The 18,672-nt window shown below is 32.5% G+C and carries 23 protein-coding genes; 20 read left to right on the top strand and 3 right to left on the bottom strand.

Translation table 11 applies throughout. The annotated features are described in order from the left end of the window. Window positions 1–60: 60 nt before the first annotated feature. From DR980_RS02630 to DR980_RS02535, 20 genes are all read left to right on the top strand, one after another. Window positions 61–501 carry a hypothetical protein gene (locus DR980_RS02630; RefSeq protein WP_113633718.1) on the top strand — a complete coding sequence of 147 codons (441 nt, stop codon included), beginning with the start codon at window positions 61–63 and terminating at the stop codon, window positions 499–501. A gap of 203 nt (window positions 502–704) precedes the next feature. Further along, entirely contained in the window at window positions 705–1,163 is a 459-nt protein-coding gene (locus DR980_RS02625; RefSeq protein ID WP_113633717.1) for a PA2169 family four-helix-bundle protein, read from the top strand. Between the two features lie 233 nt (window positions 1,164–1,396). Then, complete coding sequence (locus tag DR980_RS02620) at window positions 1,397–2,188, top strand: MlaE family ABC transporter permease (protein ID WP_394335930.1); 792 nt, start codon at window positions 1,397–1,399, stop codon at window positions 2,186–2,188. Window position 2,189: 1 nt separating this feature from the next. Continuing rightward, entirely contained in the window at window positions 2,190–2,966 is a 777-nt protein-coding gene (locus DR980_RS02615; protein ID WP_113633716.1) for an ABC transporter ATP-binding protein, read from the top strand. An 18-nt stretch (window positions 2,967–2,984) separates the two neighbouring features. After that, window positions 2,985–3,869 carry an MlaD family protein gene (locus DR980_RS02610; RefSeq protein ID WP_113633715.1) on the top strand — a complete coding sequence of 295 codons (885 nt, stop codon included), beginning with the start codon at window positions 2,985–2,987 and terminating at the stop codon, window positions 3,867–3,869. Between the two features lie 114 nt (window positions 3,870–3,983). Further along, window positions 3,984–4,190 carry a hypothetical protein gene (locus DR980_RS02605; protein ID WP_113633714.1) on the top strand — a complete coding sequence of 69 codons (207 nt, stop codon included), beginning with the start codon at window positions 3,984–3,986 and terminating at the stop codon, window positions 4,188–4,190. Window positions 4,191–4,400: 210 nt separating this feature from the next. Further along, window positions 4,401–4,586, top strand: a complete 186-nt coding sequence (locus DR980_RS02600) for a general stress protein CsbD (RefSeq protein WP_113633713.1) — start codon at window positions 4,401–4,403, stop codon at window positions 4,584–4,586. 143 nt (window positions 4,587–4,729) lie between these two features. Next, window positions 4,730–5,191, top strand: a complete 462-nt coding sequence (locus tag DR980_RS02595; protein ID WP_132064771.1) for a hypothetical protein — start codon at window positions 4,730–4,732, stop codon at window positions 5,189–5,191. Window positions 5,192–5,386: 195 nt separating this feature from the next. Next, on the top strand, window positions 5,387–6,010 hold the full coding sequence (locus tag DR980_RS02590) for a porin family protein (protein WP_113633711.1): 624 nt from the start codon (window positions 5,387–5,389) through the stop codon (window positions 6,008–6,010). 33 nt (window positions 6,011–6,043) lie between these two features. Continuing rightward, window positions 6,044–6,196, top strand: a complete 153-nt coding sequence (locus DR980_RS02585) for a lmo0937 family membrane protein (protein ID WP_113633710.1) — start codon at window positions 6,044–6,046, stop codon at window positions 6,194–6,196. Window positions 6,197–6,247: 51 nt separating this feature from the next. Beyond that, the gene (locus DR980_RS02580) at window positions 6,248–6,400 is read left to right on the top strand and encodes a lmo0937 family membrane protein (protein WP_113633709.1); all 153 of its coding nucleotides are present in this window, start codon (window positions 6,248–6,250) and stop codon (window positions 6,398–6,400) included. 39 nt (window positions 6,401–6,439) lie between these two features. Continuing rightward, entirely contained in the window at window positions 6,440–6,772 is a 333-nt protein-coding gene (locus tag DR980_RS02575; protein WP_113633708.1) for a YtxH domain-containing protein, read from the top strand. Between the two features lie 53 nt (window positions 6,773–6,825). Beyond that, window positions 6,826–7,173, top strand: coding sequence for a hypothetical protein (locus DR980_RS02570; protein WP_113633707.1), 348 nt, complete (start codon window positions 6,826–6,828; stop codon window positions 7,171–7,173). Between the two features lies 1 nt (window position 7,174). Then, window positions 7,175–7,531 (top strand): hypothetical protein, encoded by a 357-nt coding sequence (locus DR980_RS02565; protein ID WP_113633706.1) that lies wholly within the window; start codon window positions 7,175–7,177, stop codon window positions 7,529–7,531. Between the two features lie 140 nt (window positions 7,532–7,671). Further along, window positions 7,672–8,442, top strand: a complete 771-nt coding sequence (locus DR980_RS16460) for a diguanylate cyclase (RefSeq protein ID WP_243698820.1) — start codon at window positions 7,672–7,674, stop codon at window positions 8,440–8,442. Window positions 8,443–8,843: 401 nt separating this feature from the next. Beyond that, window positions 8,844–10,928: an Ig-like domain-containing protein gene (locus DR980_RS02555; protein WP_113633705.1), complete on the top strand. Its 2,085-nt coding sequence runs from the start codon at window positions 8,844–8,846 to the stop codon at window positions 10,926–10,928. Window positions 10,929–11,016: 88 nt separating this feature from the next. Then, window positions 11,017–13,050 carry an OmpA family protein gene (locus DR980_RS02550; RefSeq protein ID WP_113633704.1) on the top strand — a complete coding sequence of 678 codons (2,034 nt, stop codon included), beginning with the start codon at window positions 11,017–11,019 and terminating at the stop codon, window positions 13,048–13,050. Between the two features lie 244 nt (window positions 13,051–13,294). After that, entirely contained in the window at window positions 13,295–13,774 is a 480-nt protein-coding gene (locus tag DR980_RS02545; RefSeq protein WP_113633703.1) for a nuclear transport factor 2 family protein, read from the top strand. Beyond that, entirely contained in the window at window positions 13,764–14,216 is a 453-nt protein-coding gene (locus tag DR980_RS02540; RefSeq protein ID WP_113633702.1) for a DUF1572 family protein, read from the top strand. The genes DR980_RS02545 and DR980_RS02540 overlap by 11 nt, the downstream gene beginning before the upstream one ends. 107 nt (window positions 14,217–14,323) lie before the next feature. After that, entirely contained in the window at window positions 14,324–15,412 is a 1,089-nt protein-coding gene (locus tag DR980_RS02535; RefSeq protein ID WP_113633701.1) for an AI-2E family transporter, read from the top strand. 1 nt (window position 15,413) lies between these two features. On the opposite strand, the gene DR980_RS02530 is transcribed toward DR980_RS02535, so the two are convergent. The 3 genes from DR980_RS02530 to DR980_RS02520 all read right to left on the bottom strand — a co-directional run bounded on the left by DR980_RS02530 (window position 15,414) and on the right by DR980_RS02520 (window position 18,659). Continuing rightward, window positions 15,414–16,460 (bottom strand): o-succinylbenzoate synthase, encoded by a 1,047-nt coding sequence (locus DR980_RS02530; RefSeq protein ID WP_113633700.1) that lies wholly within the window; start codon window positions 16,458–16,460, stop codon window positions 15,414–15,416. Between the two features lie 140 nt (window positions 16,461–16,600). Next, complete coding sequence (locus tag DR980_RS02525; RefSeq protein WP_113633699.1) at window positions 16,601–17,809, bottom strand: tetratricopeptide repeat protein; 1,209 nt, start codon at window positions 17,807–17,809, stop codon at window positions 16,601–16,603. A gap of 172 nt (window positions 17,810–17,981) precedes the next feature. Further along, window positions 17,982–18,659: a metal-dependent hydrolase gene (locus DR980_RS02520; protein WP_113633698.1), complete on the bottom strand. Its 678-nt coding sequence runs from the start codon at window positions 18,657–18,659 to the stop codon at window positions 17,982–17,984. Window positions 18,660–18,672 lie beyond the last annotated feature (13 nt).

Genomic DNA, 18,672 nt, shown 5'->3' with positions numbered 1-18,672 from the left:
ACATTTTTTAGTGCTTTACTTGTGAAATTTGTATGGTAAAACAACTCAAATTAACATACAATGACAATTCAATTAAATTCTGATATCAAAAAATTATTCTTAGGCGCTTTAGCAGTAATTATGTTGTTAACTTTTACCTCTTGCGGGAAAAATATAGCTTTTCAAAACTCATCAATAGTTCCGGCAGCTGAGGGAAAAGTGAGTGTAAAAAAAGACAGTAACAAAAATTATTCGATTGGAATAAAAATATCAAATTTAGCCGAAGTTACTCGATTACAACCATCAAAAAACGTGTATGTAGTTTGGATGGAAACTGAAGAATCTCTTGTGAAAAACATTGGACAAATAAAAAGTGACACTGGATTTATGTCGTCAAAACTTAAAGCGAGTTTTGAAACAGTAACTTCATTTGAACCTTCAAAAATATTTATTACTGCTGAAGATAATGCAGATGTACAATACCCTGGAATGCAACTAATTCTAACAACAAATAGATTTTAGTTTGTTAAGCAGATTTTCGATGTCCAATTTATTGGATTTGATTATTCTGAAAACAAAATGAATAATAGTTTTTATATAAAGACCAAAATATCTTTCAGGAACAAGAGGAAACTGATTTAAATAGTAAATATCAAAACTATTATTTACCAACGATTCCCTCCAGAAAATTATAGTTGAAGTAAGTTTAATACCTAATAGTTAAGATGATGAATAAAGAAAAATCTATCGTAGTTTTAAATAATCTTATTGAAATCAATAATGAAAGAATTGAGATTTATAAAACGGCTAAAAAAGTAACAGAAGAAAACGATTTAAAAGATTTATTTTCTGAATTTCAGAATACAAGTACCATTTTCAAATCAGAACTTGTCGAAGAAGTTCAAAAAATGGGTGGAGTTCCTATTTTTGTAGTTAGAAATAACAATTTGTTGGTAAGAATTTGGGTTAATTTTAAATCTAAATTTATAGGAAAAGACAGAGAAGATATTTTGAATACAATGGAATATAACGAATTTGTAGCGATAAAAAGTTATAAAGACACCTTGTCTGATAATTTAGATCATCTTACTGCAGAACTTCATATTTTGCTTAAATCACAACAAATGTTATTGACTGCGCATCATGATAAAGTTAAAAAACTAGGCGACTTGATGTTATCTTAAATTTTAAATATGGTGTGAATTTTACTTTTTGTCATTTCGTTATTTAAAATTTTGAAAGTTTTATTGACTTGAAAACAGAAATTATCTTCCAGAATTTCATCAAAATGGATTATGCATTTTTAATATGATTGCAGAGTCATTCCTAAGAACACTCTTTTCTTTTGCTATTCTTCCACTTAAATTAGAATAAGAGATTAAATGCATCCAAAAATCAAAATTAATAGTAATGATAAATGAATAATACAATAACCGAAAAAAAAGAAAGTATAACTATCTATTTGAAAGATACTTTTAATGATGTTGGTAAAGTTACCTTGTTTGCAGGACGTTTCTTTAAAGAGGTCGTAAAACCTCCATACGAAATGAAGGAATTCATTAAACAATGTTATGTCATTGGCTACAAATCGTTACCATTAGTGACCATCACTGGTTTTATAATGGGATTAGTTCTTACCTTACAATCAAGACCAACTTTAGCTAAATTTGGTGCAGAATCCTGGTTACCAAGTATGGTAGCGTTATCGCTTATCAGAGAAATAGCTCCTGTAATAACCGCTTTAATTTGTGCCGGTAAGGTTTCGTCAGGTATTGGTGCTGAATTAGGTTCCATGAAAGTGACAGAACAAATTGATGCCATGGAAGTTTCTGCCATAAATCCTTTCAAATATTTAGTTGTCACCAGAATTTTGGCTACCACACTTATGATTCCTTTATTGGTCATTTATGCTGATGGTATTGGAGTTATTGGTGGTTATGTAGGTATAAATATTCATGGTGATGTAAGTTTGTATCGCTATCTGGCACAAGTTTTAGAATCAATTACCTTTTTAGATATATTTCCGGCAACCATGAAAACTTTTTTCTTCGGTTTTTTCATTGGTATGATTGGCTGTTATAAAGGATTTAATGCTGCTAATGGAACCGAAAGTGTGGGTAAAGCAGCTAATTCTGCGGTAGTAACTGCATCGCTAACCATATTTATTATTGATATGCTTGCGGTACAAATAACTGATTTATTTTTCTAAAATGACACAAGAAATCACAACAACAGACCGCACTCCTATTTCTAAAACAAATGCTCCAGTTATAGAAATAAAAGATCTTTATAAATCCTTCGGGAAAAACGAAGTTCTTAAAGGGGTTACTTTAACCGTAAACAAAGGAGAAAACCTTGTTGTATTAGGAAAATCCGGTTCAGGAAAATCAATTACGATAAAATGTTTAGTTGGATTAGTAGAAGTAGATAAAGGGGAAATAAATGTTTTTGGAACTGACATCACAAAATTAGATAATACTGAGCTTAACGAAATTAGAATCAGAATAGGTTTTTTGTTCCAAAACGCCGCTTTATATGACTCCATGAGTGTTCGCGAAAATCTTGGCTTTACTTTAAAAAGGCATGCTAAAGATTTGACAGCTGAGGAATTAGAAAGTCAAATTATAGACGTTTTAGAAAGCGTTGGTTTGAGTGAAGCCATTGATAAGATGCCTTCGGAATTATCCGGTGGTATGCGCAAAAGAATTGGATTAGCAAGAACTCTCATCCTGAAACCTGAAATTATACTTTATGATGAACCCACTACAGGATTAGACACGATAACTTCAAGAGAAATCAGTGAACTTATACTGGAAATCCAAAAGAAAAATAAAACATCTTCTATCATAATTACACATGATATGCCGTGTGCGAAACATACTAGCGATCGTATCGTTATTTTGAAAGAAGGCGTCATACATGTTGAAGGAACGTATGAAGAATTAGAAAAAAGCGACGATGAATGGGTTCGTTCTTTTTTCATCTAACCAATTAAAAAATAAAAAATGAATAAAGAATCTGGATACCAATGGAAATTGGGAATGTTTGTAATTATAGGATTGGTACTTTTTGTGGGAACCATATATTTTGTTGGAAAACAGAAAAATTTATTTGGATCTACGTTTGAATTGTACTCTAAATTTAATTCGGTTAACGGACTTGAAGTGGGAAACAATGTTCGCTTGTCTGGAATTAATATTGGTACTGTTGAAGAAATTGATTTTCTAAATGATACCTCAGTGGTAATTAAATTAGTCATAAGAGACGAAGTTCGTAAATACATCAAGAAAGATGCAATTGCGAGTATTAATTCCGATGGTTTGATGGGTGATAAAGTTTTGACAATTTCATCTGGTAAAAACTCTACTGTAATAGTTGAAAACAACAATTATATAACTTCCAAAAAATCTATAGAAATGGATGATTTAATGGTGAGTGTCAAAAAAAGTGTTGATAATGCAGGTGTCATTACGGCTCAATTAGCGCAATTTAGTTACAGCATGAATAACGGAAACGGTGCACTATCCAGGTTAGTTTCTGATGAGGAATTTGGAAACAGCATTAAAACTATGGTTACTAATCTTGAAAATAGCTCTACGGAATTCAAAAGATTTACAGTAAATATGAATAATGGAAAAGGCGCCTTATCAAAATTGGTTAGCGATGAAAGAATGGGAAAAGTAATTGATTCCTCATTAACGAATGTTAAGTCAGCAACTAAAGGCCTAAATGAAGTTATTGAAGCTGCAAAAAATAATTTCTTATTGCGAGGTTATTTTAATAAAAAGAAAAAAGAAGAAGAAAAAAAGCAGGAAGCAGCAGCTGATTTAGAAGAGGAAGAAATGAAAAGAGAATTAAAAATAGGTGCTGAAAATGATTCTTTAAAATAGTCCGAAATCACAATATTTACTGATTTAAAACATCATACTTGTTAGCAACAATTATGATGTTTTAAATTTTTTATTTTAAATACCAACCCATTTTATCCATTAAAATACTTTATCATGAAAACAGAAAAAGAAATCAATCAGGCAATACTCGAAATTACTATGAAAATCCGTAATGAATATCCTGAATTGATCAAATATTTATTAGAGATGCCAGTGACAATTCCTGACGTTGAAAATCCCGAAATGACTATTAAAGTATTGACTGATTATCATGAATCACTTAAGAATATAGTAGAGAAATACATTTCAAGTCATAAATAAACATAAAACGCAATATTGTTGTTTTCAATTGATTTCTTAATAGTAAAAAAATACTTTTTTATTTATTTAGATTTTCCCATAATCTGTGTTAATTTTTATTCAATCAGTGAATAATGAAACTAATCTTTAAAGTTATATAACTGCAAAAACCTGTAAACGCCTGAACTTTGTAAAGTGAAAACTATTTCGCATACAATACACAATAAATAAATGGATCCGATAGAGCGCGAGGGAAACTGGGAAGAACAAAAAAAAGAGCTAAAAGAAAAGTTTGCTGCTTTAACCAATAATAAAGCACTTTTTTCTGAAGAGAAAAAAGAAGAAATGCTAAAAAAGTATCAAGCAATACTGGGAATATCCAGAGCAGAATTACTACAAATATTTGAAGGTCTTTAGGTTCTACTATCCTTCAAAATCCTCTTAGATTACTGTATTTAAAATTAAAATTTTGTCGAAAAATAATTTTAGCATCTTTAAAAATACTAGCAAAAACACAATAACAAACTGTACATTAAATCAATAACTTAAAACAATTCAAAATGAAAAAAATATTTTTTACACTTGCCATTACAACATTTATGGCTGGAACTCTTTTAGTAGGATGCCAAGACACCTCAAAAAAAGAAGAAGCTGCTAAGGATAACGTAGAAGAAGCAAGAGATAATCTTGATGATGCAAAAGAAGAATTGTCAGATGCAAGAGCAGCAGCTACCGAGAAAGAATGGAATGATTTCAAAGAAAGTACTGATTCTACAATTAAGCAAAATGAAATTCGCATTGCAGAAATGAAAACCAATATGAAAAAAACTGGTAAATCAATTGATGAAATGTATGCTAAACAAATTGAAGCATTAGAGCTAAAAAATAAAAACATCAAATTGAAAGTGCAAGAGTATAAAAATGATACTAATAGTGACTGGCAATCTTTCAAAGAAGAATACAATCGAGACATGGATGAACTAGGTGCTGCAATGAAAAACTTGACAGTAGATAATAAATAGAAAATGTAAAAGGCGAGTTTTAGAACTCGCCTTTTTTTTGGTAATAATATAACTATCAGCATTTTAATAATTTAACTATTTATTAAAATACTCTAAAGTGTGAATAATGTAACTTTAAATAAAAGTAATGTAACAATAGCCTAAGGTAAGATGCGGATATTTGTAATATAATAATTCAATTAAAAAACAAACAAAATGAAAAATTCAAAAAAACTGATTTTTGCTTCATTAGTATTAAGTTTCATGAGCTTTACAAGCGCACAAGCGCAAGAAAAAACACCTTCTTACGGTTTTAAAGGTGGACTAAATTTTTCTAATTTTTATACAGATAATGTGGATGACAGTAATATACTAACAGGTTTCAATGCTGGTTTATATGCTAAGTTCCCAATTACAAATAGTATTGCAATTCAGCCAGAAATAAATTACACAACTAAAGGTTCTGAGCAAATATACGATAACGCAGTATTCCAGGGAACATCAAAATTCAATATCAATTATATTGAAGTACCTGTTTTATTAGTTGCTAATTTGACTGATAATTTTAATGTACATGTTGGTCCATACGCAGCCTACATGGTTAGTGGAAAAACATCAACTGAAACTAATTTTGGATCTTCTACAAGTGAATTAGACACTGATGATTTCAACAAGTTTGACGCTGGTATTTCTGGTGGTGTAGGAGTAGATTTAGATGTAGTAAACTTTGGTGTTCGTTACAACTATGGTTTAACTAAAATAGGAAAGGACAATAACTTTACTTCTTCTGACGCAAAAAACAGTGTTTTTAACGTTTACGTAGGATTGAGATTAAACTAATAAATAATAACTAATCATTTAAAACTAAAAATCATGAGCAACCTTCTTTACACCATCGCAGTAATCTTAGTTATCTTTTGGGCAATTGGATTTTTTGCCTATAGTGCAGGATCAATTATTCACATTCTTCTGGTTATTGCAGTAATTGCAATCTTATTCAGACTTATATCAGGTAGAAGAATTTAATTCAAGACTACTAAAAAAAATCAAAATTATAAATCATTAAAAAAAAACAAAATGGGAAATCTTCTTTATACAATCGCAGTAATACTAGTAATTTTTTGGGCAATCGGATTTTTTGCATTCAGCTTAGGATCAATTATTCACGTACTTCTTGTTATTGCAGTAATAGCAATACTTTTTAGACTTATTCAAGGTAGAGGTATATAATTCAATTTTTTAAATTAATAAAAATAAAAATAAATAATTATGAAAGCAGATAAAATAATATTAGGAGTTTTAGGCGGAGTAGCTGTAGGAGCATTATTAGGAGTATTGTTTGCACCTGAAAAAGGAGACAAAACAAGAACTAAAATTATGGACAAAAGTAATGACTACGCTGATGAATTAAAAGGCAAGTTAGATACTTTATTAGGTACAATTACTCAGAAATACGAGAAAATCTGGAAAGAAGGTGAATCTTTAGTATCTGAAGGAAAATCAAAATTCTATGATGCTAAAAATGAAGGTGAAACTTTACTTGCTGAAGGAAAATCAAAATTTTACGATGCAAAAAACGAAATTAAAAATACAAATATCTAATTCGATATTCAATTTTTAAGATTTCAATATTCAATACGTTTACAAATTATATCATGGAAAACAACGCAACAACAATAGAAATGCTTTTCGAAAGAGCAGAGAATTACACTAAAACTACAGTAGAATTGGCGAAGTTACATGCAGTGGATAAAACTGCTGATGTTATGTCTTCTCTTATTTCTAGATTAGCTGTTTCTATTGTTTTTGCAATGTTTGCCTTTTTGGTCAATATTGGCCTTTCCTTATGGATTGGAGAATTAGTTGGGAAACTATATTATGGCTTTTTCATTGTATCGAGTTTTTATTTACTTGTCGCAATTATTCTTTACATTTTTAAAGATGAGTGGATTAAAATGCCTATCAGCAATTTCATGATTGTTAAAATGCTTAAAAAAAATTAATATGAAAAAGATAAACCAAACAGACATTCTTAAGGAAACTATCTTATTAATGAAAATGAAACAAGCTGATGAATTAGTACAACTTAAAGATCAGTATCATTATACCGTTGAAAGCTTAAAACCAATAAATCTTATAAAAAATGCGTTTGGCATTATAGCTACATCCCCAGAAATTAAAGGAAATATCCTGAGCAATGTTTTAGGAATGACTACAGGATACATTACTAAAAAAGTTTTATTAGGATCTACTCACAATCCAATAAAAAGAATATTGGGAACAGTTTTACAATTTGTAATTACCAACATTGTTACTAAAAAGACCGAAAAACTACAAGACAACGACTTAGAAAATGTCTAATTTTAGATTAATATTTTTTTACTATTAAATTCTATATCTTTTTAATTATTATCTTTAATTTTTTATTTTTGATAGGAAATTACAAGCTTTTTGACCTATTTTTAAAAAAATTTTCAGTAAAGATTTTAAATTGAAGCAAGATGATTAAAAGAGTAAATAAGGAAGAATTAATAATTCAAAATAATCAACTTGCTTTTCAAAACCAAGAAAATGAAAAGCGTGCTGCTGAATTAATTATCGCTAACAAAGAACTTGCTTTTCAAAACCAAGAAAAAGAAAAGCGTGCAGCTGAATTAGTTATTGCCAATAAAGAACTAGCTTTTCAAAACCAAGAAAAAGAAAAGCGTGCAGCCGAATTAATTATTGCCAATAAAGAACTTGCTTTTCAAAACCAAGAAAAAGAGAAGCGTGCAGCAGAATTAATTATTGCCAATAAAGAACTTGCTTTTCAGAACCAAGAAAAAGAAAAGCGTGCTGCTGAATTAATTATTGCAAACAAAGAACTTGCTTTTCAAAACCAAGAAAAAGAAAAGCGTGCTGCTGAATTAATTATTGCCAATAAAGAACTTGCTTTTCAAAACGAAGAGAAAGAAAAAAAAGCAGAGCAGCTTGTCAAAATCAATTCTGAATTAAATAGCGCTAAGGAATATCAAAAAGCGTACATTAATGGACTACAAGAAATTATGTTCATAACTTCACACCGTGTACGACAGCCCGTTACAAACATATTAGGAATTTCTAACCAATTAGATCAAACTTCCAATTCTCAACAGGAAGTTAAAGACTGTATAGAGTTCATCAAACAATCAGCATTAACTCTTGACACATTTACGAAAGAGCTTACTATTTTTATTTCCAATTTAAAACAAAAAGGAAAAGAATTAAATGTTGATGATTTAAATAATTTTTAGTTCAAAGTTATTTAAATATAACTTTTAGTTCCTACTACCACTCCAATTTCTACTGGTATTAAAAAGCAATTATTTATAACGCTGTTATTTCATACGGTACAAATACTACTTTTCGTTTACATTATTTTAAAATATAGTTTTAGAATAATGAATACTCTCCTATTTTTCTTTTTTCCAATTATCGTCTTCATTTATATTTTTTTTCTTCCTAACAATTAATTGTGATAACACAATGTTAACACTTTTTAAATATTAAAACATTGATTTTAAATAACTTGATTATTTTTTTAACAAATAAAATAAGTGAATCTTACAACTTATAAAGTTAATTGTATAACTTATTTAGTCGATGAAAGGCTCACCTTTGACGATAAAATACTTAATCCCCTAAATTTAAAAAAATGAATACTAAAAAACTACTACTAACCTTTGCAATACTGATTATTGCATTAATTTCAGGTTGTGCAGAAGACAATTTTATTGAGACAGAAGGTGTCTGTCCTGTAGTATCTTCTACAATTCCATTAAATGGGGCTTTAGGTGTTCCCTTAAGACAAGTTATTTCTGCAACATTCAATGAAGAAATGAACCCAACAACGATTAATGAAGCTACTTTCATTGTTACGGAAGCTAACGGTACTGCTGTTGCAGGTACAGTTACTTATAGCGGAACAACTGCTACATTTACTCCTTCAAGTTTTCTGAAACCAAACACTACTTACACTGGAAGAATTAAAACTGGTGTTAAAGATGTTATGGGTAATGCCCTTCAAACGGATTATGTTTGGACATTTAGTACTGGAATGGTTATAGTACCTACTGTTATTACAACAGATCCTGCAAATAATGCTACAAATGTTCCTTTAAATAAAACAATTACTGCGACATTTAGTATTCCAATGGATCCATTGACAATAAATAATTTTACTTTTATCGTAAATCAAGGAACTAATTCAGTTGCTGGAACGATTGCTTACGCTGGTTCAGTCGTAACTTTTACACCAACTGCTGCCTTAACTCCTAATACAATTTATACAGTTACAATTACTAATGGTGCTAAAAATTTAGACGGAACGCCTTTAGCTGCAAATTATGTGTGGAATTTCACTACAGAAGCACCTCCAACAGTGACTGCAACTGACCCTACTAATAATGCTAAAGGAGTAAGTTTAAACAAAACGGTTACTGCAACATTCAGTGTACCAATGGATCCTTTAACTTTAAACAGTACAACATTTACAGTAAAACATGGAACATTTACAGTGCCTGGTGTAATTACTTATGCAGGTTCAACAGTATCTTTTACAGCTACTAATGGATATGTTGCAAATAATGATTATACGGTTACAATTACTACAGGAGCAAAAAGTGTATCAGGTATACCATTAGCAAATAATTATGTATGGAAATTTACTACCGCTGCTGCACCAACAGTTACTGCAACTGACCCTCTTAATAATGCAACTGGAGTAAATCTAAATAAAACGGTTACTGCTACATTTAGCACAGCTATGGATCCTTTGACTATTAATGCCACAACTTTTACTTTAAGACAAGGTACGACTGTTATTGCAGGAGTAGTTTCTTACAGTGGAACAACCGCTTCATTTAATCCAGTTAATTCTTTTGAGGCAGGACTTACTTATACTGCAACTATCACAACAGGAGCTAAAAATGTAGCAGGTGCTTCATTGGCAAATAACTATGTATGGACTTTCTCAACAGTGAATCCAGCAGTTGTTACTCCACCTCCAGCAGCCGCTAGCGGTTTATTTTTCGGAGTTTTTGGAGGAAACGCAGGAATTACGAATCAAGGTTTGAATACAGTGATTAATGGAAATATTGGAACAACCGCTGCTGCGACTCTAGTAACAGGATTTCATGATGGTACGACAGGAGATGTATACACAGAAACTCCTCTTAATGTAGGACGTGTAAGTGGAAGAATCCATACAGCGCCCCCAGCTCCAGGTTCAGCAGCCTCTGCAGCTATTGCTACTCAAGGATTAGTTGATGCAAATGCAGCTTATCTTAGTATTTCTCCAGCACAAAAACCAGGTGGAATGGATCCAGGTGCAGGTGAATTAGGGAATCTAGTTTTAGCTCCAGGAATTTATAAATCAGCAGGTGCAACTTTCAAAATATCAAATGGTGATTTAACTTTAGATGCTAAAGGTGATCCTAATGCAGTTTGGATTTTTCAAACAGCAGCTGGTTTAACAGTAGGAATCGCTGGTCCAAATGGTGCTAAAAGTGTAAAATTAGTAAACGGTGCCCAAGCTAAAAACGTATACTGGTATGTTGGTACTGCAGCCGTGATTAATGGCGCTGGTGGTGGAGTTATGACAGGAACTATTATTGCTTCTGCCGGAGTTACATTCTCAACTGCTGGAAATGCTGTGCAAACGGTATTGAATGGTAGAGCAATTTCATTAGTAGCTTCAGTTACTATGGTGAATACAACTATCAATGTACCTGCTAATTAAGCATTAGTCCAATAGATTTAATAAACAAAAAGTTTTATCCCGTCGAAAGGCGGGATATATTTAAAATGAATCAAACAATATAAATAATATGAACAATATAACTAATTTAAAAAAGGGATTACGCCAAGCTTGGTCCCCTAATAACTTACCAATCAAAAGTCTTTTACTTGTGTCTTTGACATGGTTAAGTGTTCAAACACCTATACAAGCACAGGAAGCACAAGCAATTAAATATGCAAAACCTTCTTGGTATTTTGGAGTTGCCGGTGGAGCAAATTTCAACTTTTACCGTGGTTCTACAAATCAGCTAAATGCTGCTTTTACACCTCCTGCGACTTTTCATGACGGTGACGGTGTTGGACTTTTTATTGCGCCGCTTTTAGAATATCGCCCTGCTACTTCTAGATGGGGAGTTATGTTACAAGCAGGTTTTGATAGCCGTAAAGGTTCTTTTGACCAAGTGCTTACAGCATGTGACTGTCCAGCTGATTTATCTACTGATCTTAGTTATATCACGGTAGAACCAAGCGTACGTTTTGCTCCGTTTAAATCTAATTTTTACCTTTATGGAGGTCCACGTTTGGCTTTCAATCTGGATAAATCATTTACGTATCAGTTAGGAATTAATCCTGCATTCCCAGATCAAGAGCCTTCAGCGGCGGTATCGGGTGAATTTAGTGAAATTGAAAAAACTATTTTGTCCATGCAAATTGGCGCTGGATATGATATTCCACTTTCTTCTGATAGTAACAAAACACAATTTGTTTTATCTCCTTTTGTTTCTTTCCAACCTTATTTTGGTCAAAATCCACGTGCTACAGAAACTTGGAACATTACTACAATTAGAGCTGGTGTAGCGCTTAAATTTGGTCAAGGACAAAATATCCAACAAGCTACAGATATGGTAAAAGACCGTGAGGTTGATTTTACTGTAAATTCTCCTAGCAATGTTCAAGGTGAAAAAAGAATGACTGAAGTTTTCCCACTTAGAAACTACGTTTTCTTTAACGAAGGATCAACTGAAATTCCAAACCGTTATGTTTTATTAACGAAAGATCAAGTGAAAGACTTTAAAGAAGATCAATTGGAAACATTTGCTCCTAAAAATTTATCAGATCGTTCTAAACGTCAAATGACAGTTTATTATAATGTGTTGAACATCCTTGGGGATCGTATGCAAAAAAATCCTGCTGCAACTATTACTTTGGTTGGTTCATCAGAAAAAGGAAATACAGATGGTCTTGCTATGGCAGAATCAGTGAAAACGTATTTAGTAAACGTATTTGCAATTAATGCAACTAGAATTACAACTAAGGGTCAAGATAAACCAAATATCCCATCAGAACAACCAGGAGGAACTCAAGAATTAGTGTTGCTACGAGAAGGTGACCGCAGAGTTTCTATTGAAAGTAACAGTCCTGATTTATTGATGGAATTTCAAAGTGGCCCTGATGCTCCATTAAAACCAGTTCAAATGGTTGCTTCGCAAGTCGCACCCGTTGACAGTTATGTAACCTTTAATAACAAAGGAGCTGGTGAAGCTTTATCTTCTTGGTCATTACAAATAGCTGACGAACAAGGAAAAGTACAATCTTTTGGACCGTATACTGAAGAAGAGGTTAAAATTCCTGGAAAATCAATTTTAGGAAATCGTCCAGAAGGTGATTTTAAAGTAAAAATGATTGGTCAAACCAAAAGTGGTAAAATTATAGAGAAAGAAACTCCGGTTCACGTGACACTTTGGACTCCTGCTACAATGGTAGAAGGTACAAGATATAGTATCATCTATGAATTTAATACGTCAAAAGCAATTACGATGTATGAAAAATACCTTACTGAAGTAGTTACACCCAAAATTCCTGTAGGAGCAACGGTTCTTATCAAAGGTCATACTGATATTATTGGTGAAGAAGTGTACAATCAAGGATTATCTCTTGCACGTGCAAATGATGCAAAAAATATCATTGCAAATGCTTTAGCTAAAACTGGTAGAAATGATGTAAAATTTGAAGTTTCTGGTTTTGGTGAAAATGAAAACAATTCTCCTTTTGAAAATAAAACTCCAGAGGAACGTTTTTACAACCGTACCGTAATTATTGATATTATTCCTGCTGTTAAATAATTTAAAGTAGTCGGAGAATACATTTTATAAATACCCAAAAGGATAGAAACTAAAAAGTCTATCCTTTTTTTTTGTGCCAAAATTTAAAGTACAAATGCTTCGTAACTTCATGAATTGGAATCACTTCTTTTTAATATTTCTATTAAAAGAGACTATCTTTTATTTTTGCAAGTCCCTAATTATATTTCAAAGTGTGAATTTTCGCAAAATAATTAGTAATTTTACTAATCACTTTATGTAAAACATGACTGATAACGAGAAAACCCTGGTAAAATTCTATTCTGCTTTTTCAAATGCAGATGCAAAGACAATGTGTGAATGTTACGATTCAACGATACAATTTCGTGATCCTGTTTTCGGTTTATTGAAAGGAAATGATGTTTGCCAAATGTGGAAAATGCTGATAGAAAAAAGTAATGGAAATATTAAAATCGAATACTCAGATATAAAAGCTACTGAATATTTAGGTTCTGCACAATGGATTGCAACTTACAACTTCAGCAAAACAAATAGAAAAGTAGTGAATGTAATTCAGGCTCAATTTCAGTTCAAAGACGGACTAATTATTAAGCATACGGATGAATTTGATCTTTATAAATGGTCGAAACAAGCCTTTGGAATTACCGGACATCTATTTGGATGGACCGGTTTCTTTCAGAAAAAAATTCAAGAAAAAGCACTCTTATCCTTGAAAAAATATAAAGACACCCACCATGTTGATTGAAACTCTAAAGATACTTTTCAATAGGGATTTAAACATTCTTAAATTTGAAATTGAATCGTACCAAAATGAAATTAATCTTTGGAAAATCGAAAGTAATATCAGCAATTCAGCAGGAAATCTGTGTTTGCATTTAATTGGAAACTTAAATACATACATTGGAGCCGAATTTGGAAAAACCGGATATATCAGAAACAGAGCACTCGAATTTTCACTGAAAGACATTCCAAAAACAGAATTGCTTTCAAAAATCGAAGCAACGAGAATTGTGGTTAACAATGCGCTTAATGTTATTTGTGAAGAAGATTTAAATACAGAATATCCCCTTTTAGTTTTCCAAAATAAAACTTCAACTGAATTTATGCTTATCCATTTGACTACGCACCTAGCCTATCATTTGGGTCAAATCAATTACCACAGACGATTATTAGATACTAAAATGTAATTATAAGAAACATTCAATTTACTGTATTTCAATACTTTAAAATTCGTACTTTTATTAAAAATCGTTTACAATACGAATCGTAAAAACGGATTTAAAAACAAATTTGTATGTTGCAATCTTCTAAGACACCCGTTATATTTCACTCCGACAGAAAATATTCTGTTTTAGAAATTCTTCAGTTAATAGTCTTAGCTTGTCTTCTGCTTTATTTTGGCAAAACACTATTTATTCCGTTAAGTTTTTCTTTACTCATTGGTTTTATTCTGTATCCTGTTTGTAAATGGATGGAAACAAAAGGAATAAACAAAGGAATTGCTATTTTCATTTCCATTTTAGGAGCAACTCTTTTGGTCGGAGGTATCATCTACTTACTAATAGCGCAATTTTCAGAATTCCTTCAAGAGTGGCAATCGTTGCGAGTGAAACTAGCCGAAACAGTAAATCAATTGAGCCTATTTATTTCAGAACGATTTGATATTAGTTTGGAAAAACAAAGTGATTTTATCAATAATACACTCAACAACTCCGGTTCACAAGCCTTTTCAATCGTTCGGAACACCGCTTATTCTCTGTCTGAATCAGCATTTTTTCTAATCATGATTCCTGTTTTCTCTACATTAATACTCTTCCATCGCCAGATGTTATCGAATGCCTTATATGAGCTTTTTCCTCCTGAAAGAAAAAACACCATTCATGAAATCCTTGTGGAAACCATTCATGAATATTACAATTTCATTAAAGGAATGTTGGTAGTTTATTTAGTAGTTGGCTTATTAAACAGCATTGGACTTTGGATAATTGGGGTACCAAATCCCTTTCTGTTTGGTTTTATAGCCTCAATTTTAACTTTTATTCCGTATGTTGGAATCATGATATCCGCTCTTTTGCCCATTGCAGTTTCCTGGATTACGTATAATTCCATTTGGTATCCACTAGCCGTTATTGTAGTTTTTTCAATTGTACAGTTACTGGAAGCCTATATTATATTTCCATTTGCAGTAGGAAGCCGCTTGAAAATAAATACATTGGTTATAATTATTGTGGTAATTGTGGGAGGTATTTTATGGGGCGCTGCAGGAATGATTCTTTTCATTCCTTTCATCAGTATAGCAAAGTTGATTGCGGACCGCACACCAAGCTTAAAGACGTTATCCGTTTTATTGGGAGACGGTGAACAAAAGAAAACTACGAAATAATCTATTTCAAAAGGGCAAAATCAAACGCCCAATTCAATTCATTTTTATACCATAATTGTCCCTCTGAAACTTCCAATGGACAGTCAAAATTATTGGTATAAAGCGCTCCGGTTCCTAATCCCTGAGGCATTACATTATGTTGTAAAAACGTCCATTGCGCGATGGCATTCAGTCCAATATTACTCTCCAAAGCAGAGGTAATCCACCACCCTATTTTATGCTTTTCAGCCAATGAAATCCATTCTTGCGTGCCTCGAAAACCACCCACAAAACTAGGTTTCAAAATGATGTATTGTGGCTTGATTTTCTCTAATAATTGTTCTTTTTCAGCCAAAGTAAACACACCAATCAGCTCTTCATCCAAAGCAATAGGAAAAGGAGTGGCTTTACACAGTTCTGCCATACTGTCAGTATGATTTTTTTGTATTGGTTGCTCAATACTATGCAACTTAAATTCAGATAGTTGTATTAATTTATTTAAAGCTTCATTTTCATCAAAAGCCCCGTTAGCATCCACCCGAATTTCGACTTGTTCCGGAGTGAAATGTTCCCGAATAAATCGCAATAATTGCAATTCTTTATCGAAATCTATCGCTCCTATTTTGAGTTTAATGCAACGGAAACCCTGTGCTAGTTTTTCTTCGATTTGTTGCTTCATAAAAACCTCCTCACCCATCCAAACTAAACCGTTTATCAAGATAGATTTTGTACCATTTGTAAAGTCCGAAGGAAAGAGTAAAAAAGGAGTTTCACTCACTAAAGATTGAAACGCCATTTCGACTCCAAACTGTATTGAAGGAAACTCTAATAACGCTTCCCAAAGATGGTCTTTTCCAAGATGAATATTATCACAAGTCCATCGCAATTTTTCTTCATAATCCGGCCGATCATCAATACTCAATCCGCGAAGGATTCCGCATTCTCCTATTCCTCTTTTACCATCTTGTTCCAAGACAATAAACCAAGTTTCTTTTTCGGTCATAACGCCACGGGAAGTTCCCGATGGGCGTTTGAAATTAAGGATGTATTTGTGGTACGTTGCTTTCAAAAAAATTATTAATTATGAGTTATAAATTATGAGTTACATATTCGCATGATAAAATAAGCAATACCTAATCTTGTTAAGTCGAGACCTAATTGATGAGTCTCGACTGCGCTCGACTTGACAAATCCTTAAAGAGAATAATTTTACTTTTCCATCAACTTCAAAATTCTTTCAAAATCACTGGAAGTTATTCCTGCCTTTTTGAAAGCAGCGAAATCTTGTTTTATTTTTTGAGTCCAACTCAAACTATCTGTAACATTTTGAGATTGATATTCTTTATAAATGGCTTTAGCTGACGAATAATTATCATTTAATAAATAGGCATGCGCCAAATTCAATTGTATCAATAACTCTGTATTATCAATTTTTTCGCCTTCTTTTAGGAATTTGATCGCTTTCCCGTATTGCTTCGTCAAAAGATAACTACTTCCTATTGCGTTGTAATCCAAAGCAGTTGCTTTTCCATCATTGATTATTGTAGCAAGTTTCACAATAGCCTCACCTTGCTTTCCTTGTTTTGCTAGTACAGCGGCTTGCTTGCGCAAATCGTCATAAACACTTTTAGAAAGACTGCTTTCACCAAAACAACTGTTTCCAAAATCTTTAAACGCTTTAGCACGCTCTACAGTCAATAATTTCTGAAATTCCTTAAAGGTGTATTTGGATTGAATTTTATCGAGGATACAAACGCAAAAATCATCTGAATTGGTCATTTTTTGAGCCAAATTGGATGTTTTACATTGATCGATGATTGCTTTTCTGTTTTCAAGTGTCCAGCCACGACTGAGTGTATTATCGACCCATGGCACGACTTCCAGAATAATTTTTTGGTTCATAATCCAGTTTTTACTTTCGAAACCAAACCATAAATTCCCTGAATTCGATTGCATGCAAGCAGATTTCTCTGTAGATAGTCGCTTGGCATCTTTACTGACTGGTGTATCTTGAACCAAACAAGCATCATCTGTTTTTCCGTTTTCTTTGTATTTTGTAGCAAATTCAGCGCTAGAGAAAACAGCATATTTACATTTATCATCTCCTGAAATTTTAGACAAAATAAAAACTGCTCCTGCTGAACCTTGACTGATTCCCGTTGGGTCTGGTATAGCTTTTAAAACCGAAACTAAACTACCCGCCATTTGCTGATTTTTATCCAAAAGTGTTATTCTGTAAACGACTTCGGTGGTACCTTCGGGGAAATCTTGGGTTTTTATGATGATTCTGTCTCTAGCGGAAACCGTAATTTCTTTGGTTGTAGCACGGGTTTTATCCCAATAGCCGTCTTTTTGAGAGAAAACGGTATTTGCAGTAATTAGCAACAAAAATAAAACGATAAAATTCTTTTTATGCATGATTGACTTGGAATTCTTTAAAATTTAAACACAAAGTTTTAGCAAAGTTGATAAAGTGTTATAGCAACGATTAACCTAGCCCTGATAGCAGCGGTATCCTTTACTTGCTTTTTTAAGCAAGTAAAGATACAAGCGAATAGCAGGAGATTGCTTCGAAAAACTCGCAATGACTTTACAAGTCTATGGAACTTCCTATTTCCAGTAACATCAAATCTTTTCCTTTATTGAAAAATTTACGAATGGATTCTTTATGGTCGATTTCGATATAACCGAAAGTATCGTAATGGTAGCCTAGAATTTTATCGCAATCCAAGAAATCAGAAGCGATTATGGCATCTTCGACATCCATGGTAAAATTATCGCCTATCGGCAAAATTGCTAAATCAAGTTTAGTGCGCATCGGAATAAGTTTCATATCCATTGTCAGAGCTGTATCACCTGCAATGTAGATATTTTTATGTTCGCCTTCAATGACAAAACCGCCCGGATTTCCTCCGTAACTGCCATCAGGAAAAGAACTGGAATGAATCGCATTTACATATTTCAATTTCCCAAAATCAAAATTCCAACTTCCTCCGTGATTCATGGGATGTGATTGAAACCCTTTTGCACCATAATAACCTGCAATTTCTGCATTGGAAACAATTACCGCATTCGTTCTTTTGGCAATTGCCTCGACATCGAGAATATGGTCCCCGTGAGCATGCGTAAGCAAAATATAATCTGCTTTCAAAGAGTCAATATCAATGTGAGCTGCATTTGGATTAGCCGAAATATACGGGTCTACAATGATGTTTTTGCCACCAACTTCGATTCCTAATGACGCGTGACCGTAAAATGTTATTTTCATATTTATTAATTTA

The sequence above is a fragment of the Flavobacterium psychrolimnae genome, assembly GCF_003312425.1.
Classification (GTDB): domain Bacteria; phylum Bacteroidota; class Bacteroidia; order Flavobacteriales; family Flavobacteriaceae; genus Flavobacterium; species Flavobacterium psychrolimnae.
This window is presented reverse-complemented; position numbering and strand designations above follow the sequence as displayed.